Annotated in this window: 14 protein-coding genes; 2 read left to right on the forward strand and 12 right to left on the reverse strand. The window is 71.5% G+C overall.

Translation table 11 applies throughout. The annotated features are described in order from the left end of the window. From ACSHT8_RS13495 to ACSHT8_RS13505, 3 genes are all read right to left on the reverse strand, one after another. Positions 1-978 (reverse strand): metallophosphoesterase, encoded by a 978-nt coding sequence (locus ACSHT8_RS13495; protein ID WP_436501128.1) that lies wholly within the window; start codon positions 976-978, stop codon positions 1-3. A 123-nt stretch (positions 979-1101) separates the two neighbouring features. Beyond that, on the reverse strand, positions 1102-2202 hold the full coding sequence (locus ACSHT8_RS13500) for an ABC transporter ATP-binding protein (protein WP_436501130.1): 1101 nt from the start codon (positions 2200-2202) through the stop codon (positions 1102-1104). 80 nt (positions 2203-2282) lie between these two features. Beyond that, a complete protein-coding gene (locus tag ACSHT8_RS13505) occupies positions 2283-3425 on the reverse strand; it encodes a lipase family protein (RefSeq protein ID WP_436501132.1) in 1143 nt (380 codons plus the stop codon). A gap of 92 nt (positions 3426-3517) precedes the next feature. On the opposite strand from ACSHT8_RS13505, the gene ACSHT8_RS13510 reads away from it, so the two are divergent. Both ACSHT8_RS13510 and ACSHT8_RS13515 read left to right on the forward strand, forming a co-directional pair. Further along, a complete protein-coding gene (locus ACSHT8_RS13510) occupies positions 3518-4138 on the forward strand; it encodes a TetR/AcrR family transcriptional regulator (RefSeq protein ID WP_436501134.1) in 621 nt (206 codons plus the stop codon). Positions 4139-4317: 179 nt separating this feature from the next. Beyond that, entirely contained in the window at positions 4318-5391 is a 1074-nt protein-coding gene (locus ACSHT8_RS13515) for a DUF4872 domain-containing protein (protein WP_436501136.1), read from the forward strand. A gap of 25 nt (positions 5392-5416) precedes the next feature. Here the strand turns inward: ACSHT8_RS13515 and ACSHT8_RS13520 are convergent, their stop codons facing one another. The 9 genes from ACSHT8_RS13520 to rimP all read right to left on the reverse strand — a co-directional run bounded on the left by ACSHT8_RS13520 (position 5417) and on the right by rimP (position 13787). Continuing rightward, positions 5417-5878, reverse strand: a complete 462-nt coding sequence (locus tag ACSHT8_RS13520) for a hypothetical protein (RefSeq protein WP_436501138.1) — start codon at positions 5876-5878, stop codon at positions 5417-5419. A 15-nt stretch (positions 5879-5893) separates the two neighbouring features. Next, the gene (locus tag ACSHT8_RS13525; RefSeq protein WP_436501140.1) at positions 5894-6862 is read right to left on the reverse strand and encodes a DHH family phosphoesterase; all 969 of its coding nucleotides are present in this window, start codon (positions 6860-6862) and stop codon (positions 5894-5896) included. A gap of 77 nt (positions 6863-6939) precedes the next feature. After that, positions 6940-7797, reverse strand: a complete 858-nt coding sequence (locus tag ACSHT8_RS13530; RefSeq protein WP_436501141.1) for an alpha/beta hydrolase — start codon at positions 7795-7797, stop codon at positions 6940-6942. Between the two features lie 87 nt (positions 7798-7884). Then, a complete protein-coding gene (rbfA, locus tag ACSHT8_RS13535) occupies positions 7885-8340 on the reverse strand; it encodes a 30S ribosome-binding factor RbfA (RefSeq protein WP_436501143.1) in 456 nt (151 codons plus the stop codon). Positions 8341-8358: 18 nt separating this feature from the next. Next, positions 8359-8655: a DUF503 domain-containing protein gene (locus tag ACSHT8_RS13540; protein WP_436501145.1), complete on the reverse strand. Its 297-nt coding sequence runs from the start codon at positions 8653-8655 to the stop codon at positions 8359-8361. 61 nt (positions 8656-8716) lie between these two features. Then, positions 8717-11764, reverse strand: a complete 3048-nt coding sequence (infB, locus tag ACSHT8_RS13545; RefSeq protein WP_436501147.1) for a translation initiation factor IF-2 — start codon at positions 11762-11764, stop codon at positions 8717-8719. Between the two features lie 86 nt (positions 11765-11850). Further along, entirely contained in the window at positions 11851-12207 is a 357-nt protein-coding gene (locus ACSHT8_RS13550) for a YlxR family protein (protein WP_436501149.1), read from the reverse strand. 21 nt (positions 12208-12228) lie between these two features. After that, positions 12229-13233, reverse strand: coding sequence for a transcription termination factor NusA (nusA, locus tag ACSHT8_RS13555; protein WP_436501151.1), 1005 nt, complete (start codon positions 13231-13233; stop codon positions 12229-12231). After that, positions 13230-13787 carry a ribosome maturation factor RimP gene (gene rimP, locus ACSHT8_RS13560; RefSeq protein WP_436501153.1) on the reverse strand — a complete coding sequence of 186 codons (558 nt, stop codon included), beginning with the start codon at positions 13785-13787 and terminating at the stop codon, positions 13230-13232. The genes nusA and rimP overlap by 4 nt, the downstream gene beginning before the upstream one ends. Positions 13788-13836: the final 49 nt, after the last annotated feature.

A 13836-nucleotide genomic window follows, 5' to 3' on the forward strand; every position in this document is an offset into this window, starting at 1 on the left:
TCAGGCAGGCAGCTTCACGCGCTCCCACGTGAACAGCTTGTCGGCGCGCGGGTCGACGGTGAGGCGCAGCCACTCCGTCGCGATCTCGCCCTCGACCACCACGCGGGTCAGGTTGGGCACGGGCTGCGTGACGCCGTACCCGGCGTGGCCGGAGGCCAGCGGCTGGTCGACCAGGTAGCGGTGGGTGTCGCCCTGCAGCAGGAGCACCTCGCCGGGGAACGCGCGGGACCGGTCGGCGATGCGGCGCACGATCTCGGTGAAGCCGCTCGCGCCGACCCCGACAAAGGTGTCGGCCTGCATGGCGAGCACCACGCCCAGCGAGTCCTGGGCGGCGGCGGTGTCGAACGCCTCGTCGATCCACGCCAGCGCGGCGTCGGTGCGGGCCTTGACCTCGGCGAGCTTGCGGCTGGTCTGCTCCGGGGTCTCGGCGCCGCCGAACCAGGGCGCCAGGCCGTTGTTGGAGCCGACCACGTGCACGGTGGCGAACAGGACCCGGGCGTCATCCCAGCGCGCGTTCTCCACGAACGGCCCGCCCTGGTGGTGCCGCGCCTTCGGCCTGCCGCCGAGTGGGGCGGTGAAGAACGTCGAGCGCAGGGCGCCGAGCCGCTCCAGCGGGTCGTAGCCGCCGTTGTTGGCGCGGTGGCAGTCGGTCCACTCGTTGTCGCCCGGGGTGTAGGCCACCGGGTCCTTGAACGTGGCGAACTCGTCGGCGATGTGCGCGAAGTACTCGTCCGCGCAGAGCGTGCTGCCGCTCTTGATGTCGCCGAGGTGCAGCACGTCGCGGACCTTGGGGTCGGCGTTGATGCTGTCGATGAGCTTCGGGAACGCCACCACCTGGTCGGCGCCGTACGGGGTGTCGCCGATGACGGCCAGCGTGACCGGGGCGGCGGCGCGGGCCGAGTCGGCGTTCGCGGGCAGCGACGCGGCGAGGCACGCCGCGAGCACGACGGGCAGGGCAAGCAGCGGGCGACGACTCATGCCGGGAACGGTGTCCGGCGCGCGTGTCGCGGACGCGTCTGCCCAGTCAGCCCGGGATGGCCGGCAGCTGAACAAAGACCCGCGAAGGGGCAGGCGAGCACGCCTGCCCCTTCGCGCCCGGGACTAGTCCGGCAGGCGGTTGCCGGTCACCGGGTCGAACAGGTGCACCGCACCTGGCTGGGCCGCGAGGGCGATCTGGTCGCCCGGACGCCAGCGGGACATGCCCGGGGTCCGCACGGTGATCGCGTGCGCGGCGTTGCGCTGGCCGGACGGGTCGAGGTGCGGGGTCGCCGAAGTGCAGTACAGGTACTGGTCGCTGCCCAGTTCCTCCACGACGTCGACGGTCGCCGAGATGCCCTCGGGGACGATCGTCCAGCCCTCGGGGCGGATACCCACCACGACCTGGTCAGACGACAGCGCCGCGCGCTGCGCCGGGGTCAGCGGGATCGGACGTCCGCCGACCGAGGCGTGCTCCCCGACCACCTTCGACGGGATCAGGTTCATCGCGGGCGATCCGATGAACCCGGCCACGAACAGGTTCGCCGGACGGCCGAACAGGCCGATCGGGGTGTCGCACTGCTGCAACACGCCGTCCTTCAGCACCGCGACACGGTCACCCATCGTCATGGCCTCGACCTGGTCGTGGGTGACATAGATCGTCGTGACGCCCAGGCGCCGCTGGAGGGACGCGATCTGCGTGCGGGTCTGGACACGCAGCTTGGCGTCCAGGTTGGACAGCGGCTCGTCCATGCAGAACACCTGGGGCCGACGCACGATCGCGCGGCCCATCGCGACACGCTGCCGCTGGCCACCGGACAGCTTGGCGGGCTTGCGCTCGAGGTACTGCGTCAGGTCGAGCAGGTCGGCGGCCTCGCGGATCCGCTTGATCCGCTCTTCCTTCGGCATCTTCGCGATCTTGAGGTGGAAGCCGATGTTGTCGGCGACCGTCATGTGCGGGTACAGCGCGTAGTTCTGGAACACCATCGCGATGTCACGGTCCTTGGGCGGCAGGTTCGTGACATCGCGATCGCCGATGCGGATCGCGCCGCCGTCGACGTCCTCCAGGCCGGCCAGCATCCGCAGGGTCGTGGACTTGCCACAACCCGACGGCCCGACCAGCACCAGGAACTCGCCGTCCTCGACGGCCAGGTCGAGGCGGTCGACGGCGGGCTGCGGGTTGCCCGCGTAGTACCTCGTGGTCGCGTCGTAGGTGACGGTGGCCATGGCTCTCCTCATGGAACGGGGTGACGACTGCAGAAATTGGTATATACCATTTTGCCGCCGTAGTCACCCCCCTCCAACGGTCAACAGGCTCCGACCAGCGGAAATCCCGCGAACCTCGCCGCCAGATACCCCACCGCGGCGGGCGCTCCGGTCACGGCGAGCACGTTGTGCTCGCTCAGGTAGTCGGTGTGGAAGCTGACGCGCGTGCCCTTCGCACACCACTCGCGACGGACCGTGTCGCCCGCGGCCCACGGGATCAGCTCGTCGAACTTCGAGTGGTAGAGATAGACCGGCGCGGTCGGCGCCTGGGTGCCCATCCGGTTCAGCGCGAGGACCTGCTTGGCGACCGGCTCGTTGAGCGGGTCCGGCGAGTTCGTGTACTGCGCGATCCGACGGAACGGGTAGCGCGCAGCCAACTCCGCCACGCACATGTCACCGATCTCGGCCTGGAGCGCCCGACCCGCGTCGTTGAGCAGCGACTCCAACTCCGGGTACTCACGCATCAGGCCGACGATCGCGCCGAGGCCGAGCCCGGCGAACAGGCCGCCGTCGATGGTCTTCGCGGCCAGGCTCAGGTCGGCGGGCGTGCCGCCTGCGGCCACTCCCGCGATCCGCAGCTCAGGGGCGTATGTCGGCTGCAACTCGGCGGCCCAGCCGGTCGCGAGACCGCCGCCGGAGTAACCCCACATCCCGATCTTGGCCTTCGCCAGCCCGGCTTCCGGCAGCGAGATCGCGCCGCGGATGCCGTCAAGGACCGCGTGGCCCTCCATCCGGCCCGCGCCGTAGGCGTCGCGGGGGCCTTGGTAGTCGGTGACGACGACCGCCCAGCCCTTGGCCAAGCCCAGACCGAGCAGGGCGGCTTCCTTCTCCGTCCCGGTTCGCAGGGTGTAGGACGGGTCGCACTGGTCGCCGAGGCTGTCGGTCGCGGGCTGGTAGGACAGCAGCGGGCGCTGACCCCAGTACGGCGTCGGCGGCACGATCAGCGTGCTGACCACCGTGACCGGCCGGTCCTTCGCGTCCGTGCTGCGCACCTGGAACTGCGTCGCGGGCAGACCAGCCGCGATCACCTGCCGCTTCTTCAACACCGCGCCCGGCGCCGCCGACTCGTAGCCGGGCGCGGGCAAGTAGAACGCGTCGTCGTGGGGTTCGGGGATCGCGGCCTGGGCGGGGGCGGCGCCCGCGAACACCGTGACCATGGCCAAGAGCAGAGCCGTGCGCTTCATTGAGCCTCCGTCATCCGAAAATGTTACTTTTCAGTTCGGGTGAGACCGCTACCGTAGGCCCGGACAACCGGCGATGACAAGAGGTGCGCGAAATGACTGTGGCCCGCCGCTACTCGGGCCGCGACGCCGACGAACGCAGCGCGGCGAGGCGGGAGCGGTTACTCGAGGCCGCACTGGAGCTGTTCGGCACCGACGGCTACCAGGCCACGCCGATCGAGCGGCTGTGCACGGCGGCCAAGGTGTCGACGCGGCACTTCTACCACGAGTTCACCAACAAGGAAGCCGTCCTCATCGCCCTGCACGCGGCGATCACTGAGGAGGCGCTCACCGCGACGGCGGCGGCGTTGGCGCAGGCCCCGGCCGCGCCCGTGCAGGCCAGGGTCGTCCCCGCCGTCACCGCCTACCTGCGCGCGATCATGTCCGATTTCCGCCGGGTGCGGGTGAGCTTCGTCGAGGTCGTCGGCGCGAGCAAGGCCGTCGAGCGGATGCGGCTGGACTACCGCGAGGCCATCGTCGCCACGGTCACCAGCGAAGGCGAGGCAGGCGTCGCGCGGGGCGAGATCGCCGCGCGCGACTTCCGGTTCGCCGCGCTGGCCCTGATCGGCGCGATCAACTCCGTGGTCTACGACTGGTCGCTGCTGGAACCGCGACCGTCCATTGCGGACTTGGAGTCCGCCGTCGTCAGCCTCGCCTCGACCCTGCTCACCGGGTAGGCTCTTCGGCGGGCGAGGTCTCGCGCCTGACCTTCTGATCGGGAGTCCACGCCTCCCGGCACCGCGAAGGCAAAGGGGATACGTGTCCTCCTGACCGGCTTCCGGCTTGTCGACTCCCCTTTGCGGGGTGCCCGGACGCGACGCGTGGAGTCCGCCGGTGTGCCCCCGGAGGAACGACGATGACCCGGCAGAAGAACCTCAAAACCCTGGTCCGCGAACGCATGTCGCGCACCGGCGAGTCCTACACCACCGCCCGCCGCCACATCGCCGCCCAGGCGCCGCGCGGCACCCACGCGCCGTCCAGCCTCGCCCGCGACATCTTGCGCCAGTTAGACGTGGTCGCGCCGCACACCGGCGAGCCGTACACCGAGGCCATGCTCTGCGGACTCGGCGGCGGGATCGGGTTCCTGTACGCGGTGTTCGAGTACAAGGGCTTCCCGCACCCGACCATGACGATCGTGGCCCAGCACCACCCGGACCCGTTCGTGCCCGCGATCCTGTCCCGCCTCGGCTGCACCGTGGAATCCACGACGACGACCAGCGCCAAGGTCGCCGACCGCAGGCTGACGGCCGCGCTGGAGGCCGACATCCCGGCGGTGTGCACGGTCGACCGGTCCGCGCTGCCGTGGCTCCCCCAGGTCGACCCGGCCTTCGGCGACCCGGTGCCGGTGCTGGTCATCGACGCGGGCGACACCGTCCACCTGAGCGACGGACATTCCCTGCCGCGCGCGGACTTCGAGGCCGGGTGGGCGGGCAAACACAAGCACGCGCTGATGACCGTCACCGGCGCGCCGACCGCCGACCTGCCGACGGCGATCCGGGCCGCGGTGGATACGACCGCCGGACACCTGACCGGTCCGGTGCTGGGGCACGCGTTCGACACGAACTTCGGGCTGTCGGGCATGTCCCGGCTGGTCGAGGCGCTCGGGGACCGCACGGGACGCAAGGGCTGGACGAAGCTGTTCGGCGAAAGCGCCGAGTGGGTCCTGCGCAGGCTGCACGACTGCCTGGAACGCGAGTACACCGCACCCGGCGCGACCCGGCCGCTGTACGCGGAGTTCCTCGCCGAGGCAGGCCCGGTCGTCGGCTCAGCCGCGTACGCCGAGGCAGCCGCGCTCTACCGGACCGCAGGCGCGCAGTGGTCGGCCGTGTCGGCGCGCGCTTTGGGCCGGACGGATGGCGCGTTCGACGACCTGCACGAACTGGTCGGGCAGGCGGTGTCGACAGAACGGGCGGCGGTCGCCGCGTTCTAGCCGATCAGGGGCCGTCGCGGGTGGATCAGCAGCCCGCGACGGCTTCCGGGTGGCGGTAGGCGTCGATGAGCCAGCCCTTGTCCGACTTCAGGACCTTCATGCCGCCCACACCGCACCCGCTCAGCTCCACCACCGTGTCGCTGTCCTTGACGTTCGACTTCGGCGTGGTCTTGGTGGCGAAGGCGGCCACGTCGGCGATCTTGCCCGCCGCCTTCGTGACCACCAGCTCGCAGCCCTCGGTCCGCCACTCGTCCTCGAAGGCGACCACCCCGCTAGGGGTGAACAGCGCGCACGTGCCCGCGCCGTCGGCCTTGCTCAGCCGGGACACGTACTCGGCGTAGAGCTTCTCCGGGGAGTCCTGCGGGGCGGAGCCCACGACGTCGGCCTTGGTCGGCGGCGCGGTGGGGGCGGGCTTGTCGTCGGCGGCACCGCATCCGGTCAGGAGCACGGCGAACGCGGCGACGGCCGTCAGTCGGAGTGTCAGCACGGCGCGCAGGCTACCTCAGATCAGGGCTTCCTTGATCGCCACCAGCACGTCCTCGGCCGACCCGTGCGCGGTGAACCCGGCCGCCAGCCGGTGCCCGCCGCCGCCCAGCCGGATCGCCGCCGCCCGCACGTCGACCTTGCCGACCGCCCGCAGCGACACCGTCCACACCCCCGGGTCGAGCTCCTTGGCCACCGCGGCGACCTCGGCCTCGGAGGTGGCGCGGAGCAGGTCGATGACCCCTTCGACGTCCTCGGGCCGCAGGTCGGCCATGTCGTCGGCGGTCACCACCGCGTAGACCAGCCCCGCCCCACCCGCCGCGTCCGGCACCAGCTGGGCTCGACCCAGGACGCGCGAGAGCATCCCCAGCCAGCTGAACGGGTGCTCGTCGAACGACCGCGCCACCGCCTCCGGCCGCGCCCCCGCCTCGATGAGCCGCGCGACGAGCCGGTGCGTGTCGGGGGTGGCGCGGCGGAACGAGCCGGTGTCGGTCAGCACGCCCGCGTAGACGCAGGTGGCGATGTCCGGGGTGAGCGGGATGTCGAGTTCGTCGAGCAGGGCCGCGACCAGCACGGCCGTCGCCTCGGCGTGTTCATCGAGGACGTGGTCGGTGCCGAAGCGCGGGGTGTCGACGTGGTGGTCGACCACCAGCACCCGCCCGCCCGCGGCCTTCGTCGCCGCGACCCGGCCCGCCAGCCTGCCGAGCCTGCGCTCGCTGCCGCAGTCGAGCACCACCAGCGTCGCCGGGGCCGACGGCACCTCGTCGGCCGGGATGACCAGTCCGTCGGGATCGAGCGCGAGCAGCGCGGGCGAGATCGAGTCGGGGGCGCCGAACGACACCCGCACCTTCGCGCCCCGGGACCGCAGTCCGAGCGCCAGCGCCAACGCACTGCCGAGCGCGTCGGCGTCGGGGTTCACGTGGGCGAGCAAGGTGACATCAGTGGCCGCCCGAAGCACTTCGGCGGCGGCGGCGAGATCGGAACCCATGCCGCCACATTCCCGCACGCCCGCCACGCCGTCCACTCCGACCCCGCGATCACCCGCGACCGCGGGATGGCCAGACGTCAGACGCGGGAGCCTACGAAGGCGAGCACATCCGGCAGGATCTTCGTCCAGTACGCGACGTCGTGCGCCCCCGGCCCGATGACCGCCGTCTCCGGCTTGACCTTCGCGATCAACTGCCGCGCGACCGGCGCGAACGGGTCACCAGACCCGCACCACACCGCGAGCGCGTCCTTCTTCAGGCTCTCCGTGTGCCGCAACGGTTCCGTCGCCTCCCACTGCGCACGGCCGGAGAACACATTGCGCACCCTGGCGTCGTTCCACGACGCGAACAGCGCCGGGCTGATAGCCACGACAGCGCCAAGCCCGGGAACAGCCCGCGCGTAGTTCAACGCGCCGTACCCGCCCATCGAGATCCCCATGACCGCGCTCGGTGGCTTGAGCCCCGCCGCCGTGAGCCAGCCAGGGACCTCCTCGGCCAGCATCCGCTGTGGGTCGTCAGCCGGGTCGGCGGCCACCCAGTACGAGTCGCCGCCGTCGAGGGCGGCCACCGCGAACGGCGGCACACCCTGGGCGACGGCGGCGGTCAGCATCGCGGGCACGCCGAGTTCCACGAAGCTCTGCGCGGACGCCCCCCGCCCGTGCAGAGCGAGGCAGACCGGCAACTCGGCCTGGTCGACGCCCTCCGGACGCATGATCACCAGCTCGACCGACCGCCCCCGCGCGGCCGACTGGACCTGCTGGGTGACGACCGGCCGCGGCGGCGGCTTCGTCGTGGTCGGGGTGGGCGTCGACGCGATGACGGGCTGGGCTGGCAACTCCTTGCGGACCAGCCAGTACCCGAAGATGCCGAGTCCGGCCACCGACGTGAGCCCGGCGGCCAAGACCGTCCGACGGGTCGGCGAATGCCCGCTCGACATCTCCGCACCTTCTCCGCCTGCCACCGCTGGCCGACTCACCTGCAACGTCGCCGGGTCACGACCCTTCGCTACGTCCTGGGACGCAGGTCACTCTTCGTCGTCGTCCGCTTCCTCACGGGGCTGGCGGTACGGGTCCGGCTCGCCCGCGTGGGACGCGCCGGAGGCCAGGGCCGCCACCTCGGCGTCCGCGGCCCGGGCGCGGGCCAGCAGGTCGTCGATGGTGCGCGCGTCCTCGGGGACGGTGTCGGCGACGAACGTCAGCGTCGGGGTGAACCGAACCCCGGTGCCCTGCCCGACCTTCGTGCGCAGCACGCCCTTCGCGCTCTCCAGCGCGGCGGCGACGCCCTGCATGTCCGGCTCGGCGTCGAGCTTGTCGCCGAGCACGGTGTAGTAGATCGTCGCGTCGTGCAGGTCGCCGGTCATCTTGGTGTCGGTGATCGTCACCCTGGCCAGGCGCGGGTCCTTGACCTCGTGCTCCAGCGCGGAGGCCACGATCTGGGAGATGCGCTTCGCGAGCTTGCGGGCGCGGGGTGCGTCGGCCACGACGCTCCTCTTTTCTGCTTAATCGTCGTCCGGGCCAAGCAAACGATGCCTGGCCGACAACAGTTCCAACTCGGGGCGTCCAGCGACCAAACGCTCACAGGCGTCGAGAAGATCGCGGACGTGGGACGCGTCGGCGGCCACCGCGGCCACACCGATCAGGGCCCTGCGGTGCAGGTCCTGATGGCCCGCCTCGGCCACGGAGACCTCGAACCGGCGGCGCAACTCGGCCACCACGGGCTTGACCACCGAACGCTTCTGCTTCAAGGAATGGACGTCCCCGAGGAGGACGTCCAGTTCCAAGGCACCTACGTACAAAGCATCACCATAGGAGAGTCAGGCCGGGGTGCCCGCAGACGGGCACCCCGGCATCGTGACATCAGGCGCGCGGCTTCTCGCGCATCTCGTAGGTCTCGATGATGTCGTCGACCCGCAGGTCACCGTAGGAACCCAAGGTCAGACCGCACTCGAAGCCCTCGCGGACCTCGGTGACGTCGTCCTTGAACCGCCGCAGCGTCGAGACGCTGAGGCTGTCGTGGATGACGTTGCCGTCGCGCAGCAGGCGTGCCTTCGAGTTCCGCTTGATCTCGCCGGACAGGACCATGCAACCAGCGATCGTGCCGACCTTCGACGACTTGAAGACGTCGCGGATCTCGGCGCGGCCGGTGTCGACCGACTCGTAGACCGGCTTGAGCATGCCCTTGAGCGCGCTCTCGATCTCGTCGATCGCCTGGTAGATGACCGTGTAGTAGCGCAGGTCGATGCCCTCGCGGTTGGCGAGCTCGGTGGCCTTGCCCTCCGCACGGACGTTGAACCCGATGATCACCGCGTCGGACGCGGTCGCCAGGTTGACATCGCTCTCGGTGACACTGCCGACGCCGCGGTGGATGACCTGGAGGACGACCTCGTCGCTGGTCTCGATCTTCGTGAGCGCGTCCTCGAGTGCCTCGACGGTACCCGAGTTGTCACCCTTGATGATCAGGTTGAGGTTGCTCGTCTTCTTGATCATCTCGCCGATCTCACTGAGATCGGTGAGCATCGGGCGACGACGCTTCGCGTTGAGCGCGGCGCGGCTGCGGGCCTGCCTGCGCTCGGCGATCTGGCGCGCCGTGCGGTCCTCGTCGACGACGAGGAACGTGTCGCCCGCACCGGGCACCGACGTCAGACCGATCACCTGGACCGGCCGCGACGGCAGCGCCTCGACGACGTCGACGTTGAACTCGTCGACCATCCGGCGCACGCGGCCGTAGGCGTCACCGGCGACGATCGAGTCGCCGACGCGCAGCGTGCCGCGCTGGACCAGGACGGTGGCCACGGGACCGCGGCCGCGGTCGAGGTGCGCCTCGATCGCGACACCCTGGGCTTCCATGTCCGGGTTGGCCCGCAGGTCGAGCGCCGCGTCCGCCGTCAGCAGGATCGCTTCCAGCAGGCCCTCGATGTTGATCCCCTGCTTCGCCGAGATGTCGACGAACATGGTGTCGCCGCCGTACTCCTCGGCGACCAGCCCGTACTCGGTGAGCTGCTGGCGGATCTTCTGCGGGTTGGCGCCTTCCTTGTCGATCTTGTTGACCGCCACCACGACCGGGACCTGAGCGGCCTGGGCGTGGTTGATGGCCTCGACCGTCTGCGGCATGACGCCGTCGTCGGCGGCGACCACGATCACCGCGATGTCGGTGGCCTGCGCACCACGCGCACGCATGGCGGTGAACGCCTCGTGACCCGGGGTGTCGATGAAGGTGATGAGGCGCTCGTTGCCTTCGAGTGACGTCGCCACCTGGTAGGCACCGATGTGCTGGGTGATGCCACCGGCCTCGCCCTCGTGCACCGTCGTCTTGCGGATGGTGTCGAGGAGTCGGGTCTTACCGTGGTCGACGTGACCCATGACGGTCACGACCGGCGGACGCGACTGCAGGTCGTCCTCGTCACCGGCGTCCTCGCCGTAGGTGACGTCGAACGAGTCGAGCAGCTCGCGGTCCTCCTCCTCGGGGGAGACGACCTCGACGGTGTAGTTCATCTCGTCGCCGAGCATCTGGAGGATGTCGTCGGAGACGGACTGCGTGGCCGTGACCATCTCACCGAGGTGGAACAGCACCTGCACCAGCGAAGCCGGGTTGGCGTTGATCTTGTCGGCGAAGTCGGACAGCGAGGCACCGCGGGCCAGCCGGATCGTCTCGCCGTTGCCCTTGGGCAGGCGGACGCCGCCGACGCTGGGCGCCTGCATGTTGTCCATGTACTCCTGGCGCTTCTGGCGCTTGGACTTGCGGCCACGCCGCGAGGGACCGCCGGGACGCCCGAAGGCACCCGCCGCGCCACCGCGACCGCCGCCACCACCGGGACGGCCACCGCCGCCACCAGGGCCGCCACGGAAACCGCCGCCACCGGCCGGGGCACCCGCACCGGGGCCGCCGCCGCCGGGACCGCCGCGGAAGCCACCGCCACCGCCGCCGCCACCGGGACCGCCGCGGAAGCCACCGCCACCGCCGCCGCCGCCAGGGCCGCCACGGAAGCCGCCGCCACCGCCGGGACCGCCCGCGGGACCGCCGCGAGGCGCTCCGCCGGGGCCGCCACGCGGGCCGCCGGGACCGCCACCGGGGCCACCACGGCCGCCACCGGCGGGCCGTGCGGGCCGCGGCGGCATCATGCCGGGGTTGGGCCGAGGAGGCATGTTGCCCGGGGTCGGGCCACCGGACGGACGCGGCGACGGGGCACGGTCGCCCCGGGGCGCGCCCTGCGGACGGCTGTCACCCGGACGGGCCGGGCCACGCTCGCCGCCGCCACCGGGGGCACCGCCACCGGCGGGACCGGCCGGGCCGGGCCGCGGGCCGGACGGACGCGGCGCCGGAGCGCCACCGCCGACACCGAACGGGTTGTTGCCGGGACGCGGCGCGCGCGGACCGGGCTTGGGGGACTGCGTCTTGGGCGGCACCACCGCGCCGGGCTGCTGCTGGGCGGCGGCGGGACGCTGCTGCTCAGCGGGCTTCTGGGCGGGCTTGGGCGCCGCGGCCGGAGCCGGGGTCGGCGCCGCGGCCGCCGCCGGAGCGGGGGCCTGCACCTCGCGCACCGGCTCGGGGCGCGGGGCGGGCTTGGGCGCGGGCTTCGGGCCGGGGACGACCGGCTTGGGTCCGGTAGGCGCGCTGCTGGGTGCGGACACCGGCGCGGGAGCGCTCGCGGCCGGGGCCGGAGCGGACTGCTCGGGCTTCGGCGCGGGCGGGCGCGGGGTCGGCTTGGGGCCGGGCTTCGGAGCGGGCTTGGCGTCGCCGCCGCCCTTGCCCGGGTACGCATCCCGCAACCTGCGGGCTACCGGCGCCTCCACGGTGGAGGACGCTGACTTCACGAACTCGCCGAGATCCTTCAACTTGGCGAGAACATCCTTGCTGGTGACTCCGAGCTCTTTTGCCAGCTCGTGCACGCGGGCCTTGCCTGCCACTGCTCTCCTCGTCCGATGAGGCCGGCGGCAGTCCCGTCGACCTCGTCCTATCGTCGCGCGTTCATGTCTTCAGCTTCACGGCTGACTCATGACGGGTCGACCTGCTTCCTGGTTTCTTCCTCGGCGTGGGGTCGTCCCACACCAACACTGTCTGCGTGCCGCTCTATCTCCGACCGCACAACCTCGACACCGACCGTTCCCTGGACCTTGAAGGCCCGGGAGAACGCCCGCCGCTTCTCGGCCGTGGCCAGACAGCTCGGATCAGGGTGTATCCACGCACCCCGACCGGGCATCCGACGCCGCGGATCGGGAACCACGTTCCCGTCCACGAGCACGACCCTCAGCAAAAGCTTGTCCGCCGCCCGGGCACGACAGCCGACACAGGTCCGTACCGGGCTTGCGCCACCGGGACGTGCGGAGACCGGTTCCTGACGATGAACCACGGAAAGTCTATCTCGTCAGGCTCAGTCAGCCGAACCGGATACCGGTGACGGCGCCGCGGCGTCGCTGCGGATGTCGATCCGCCACCCGGTGAGCCGGGCCGCGAGCCGGGCGTTTTGGCCTTCTTTGCCGATGGCCAGCGAAAGCTGGAAGTCCGGCACGATCACCCGTGCCGTCTTCGCGCGTTCGTCGACCACTGTGACGCTCACGACCTTCGCGGGCGACAGCGCGTTGCCGACGAACGTCGCCGGGTCATCCGACCAGTCGATGATGTCGATCTTCTCCCCGGCCAGCTCGCTCATCACGTTGCGCACGCGCGCGCCCATCGGGCCGATGCACGCGCCCTTGGCGTTGACGCCCGCCACGGTCGAGCGGACCGCGATCTTGGACCGGTGGCCCGCCTCGCGCGCCACCGCCGGGATCTCCACGGTGCCGTCGGCGATCTCGGGCACCTCCAGCGCGAACAGCCTGCGCACCAGGTTCGGGTGCGTGCGCGACAGGGTGATCTGCGGGCCGCGGTTGCCGCGGGTGACGCCGACGACGTAGCACTTGATCCGGGTGCCGTGCTCGTAGCTCTCGCCCGGCACCTGCTCGACGGCGGGCAGCACGCCCTCGGTGTCGCCGACCTGGACCACGACCATGCCGCGCGAGTTGGCCCGGGTGTCGCGCTGGACGACGCCGGCGATGATCTCGCCCTCCTTGGCCGCGAACTCGCCGAAGGTGCGCTCGTGCTCGGCGTCGCGCAGGCGCTGCAGGATGACCTGGCGGGCGGTGGTCGCGGCGATGCGGCCGAAGCCCTCCGGGGTGTCGTCCCACTCCTCGTCGACCTGCCCGTCGGGGCCGGTGGTGTAGGCGAGGACGCGGACGTGGCCGGTGCGCTTGTCGATGTCGATGCGCGCGTGGGCCTGGTGGCCCTCGGTGTGCTTGTACGCGGTGAGCAGTGCGGTCTCAATGGCCTCGATGACCGTCTCGAACGGGATGTCCTTGTCCCGCTCGATGGCCCGCAGCGCGGCGATGTCGACGTTCATCGCGCGTCCTCCTCACTATCGGACGCCCGACCTTCGAGCATCGCCAGTTCCGCCACAGGCGGTTGCTTGAACTCGACCTCGACCACCGCGGCGGCGATCTCGTCGTAGCGAACGGTGCGCAGCGCGCCGTCGACGAGCAGGGTGACCCCGTCGTCGTCGGACGCGCCGACCCGCGCCAGGTACTCCGGGCCCTCGACCGGACGGACCTTGACCAGCCGCAGCTTGGCCCGGCGCCAGTGGCGGGGCCTGACGAGCGGCCGGTCGAGTCCCGGCGAGGTGACTTCCAGGGTGTAGGGGCCGCCGAGCACCGCGTCGTGCTCGTCGAGCACGGCGGACACCGCCCGGCTGACCTCGGCGACCTGGTCGAGCTCGACCCCGTCGTCGCCGTCGACCACGACCTTGACCATCCGCCTGCGGCCCGCCTGGGCGACGTCGAGCTGCTCCAGCTCGAAGCCCGTCGCGGCGACCGCGTCGGCCACGACCGGGGTCAACGCCGCCGCGGCCGGGTTGGGCGCGGCGCTGGGTCCGGTGTCGCGTTGTCGCTGATTGGCCACGTCGGTGCCGCTCCCCTGTTCAGGTCGGTGGTGCGATTGTCTGCCGGTC

The organism is Actinokineospora sp. HUAS TT18, from assembly GCF_051364635.1.
GTDB lineage: Bacteria > Actinomycetota > Actinomycetes > Mycobacteriales > Pseudonocardiaceae > Actinokineospora.

Coding starts and splice junctions, on each gene's coding strand:
- ACSHT8_RS13495 (WP_436501128.1), bottom strand. CDS start 978: ATGAGTCGTCGCCCGCTGCTTGCCCTGCCCGTCGTGCTCGCGGCGTGC.
- ACSHT8_RS13500 (WP_436501130.1), bottom strand. CDS start 2,202: ATGGCCACCGTCACCTACGACGCGACCACGAGGTACTACGCGGGCAAC.
- ACSHT8_RS13505 (WP_436501132.1), bottom strand. CDS start 3,425: ATGAAGCGCACGGCTCTGCTCTTGGCCATGGTCACGGTGTTCGCGGGC.
- ACSHT8_RS13510 (WP_436501134.1), top strand. CDS start 3,518: ATGACTGTGGCCCGCCGCTACTCGGGCCGCGACGCCGACGAACGCAGC.
- ACSHT8_RS13515 (WP_436501136.1), top strand. CDS start 4,318: ATGACCCGGCAGAAGAACCTCAAAACCCTGGTCCGCGAACGCATGTCG.
- ACSHT8_RS13525 (WP_436501140.1), bottom strand. CDS start 6,862: ATGGGTTCCGATCTCGCCGCCGCCGCCGAAGTGCTTCGGGCGGCCACT.
- ACSHT8_RS13530 (WP_436501141.1), bottom strand. CDS start 7,797: ATGTCGAGCGGGCATTCGCCGACCCGTCGGACGGTCTTGGCCGCCGGG.
- nusA (WP_436501151.1), bottom strand. CDS start 13,233: ATGAACGTCGACATCGCCGCGCTGCGGGCCATCGAGCGGGACAAGGAC.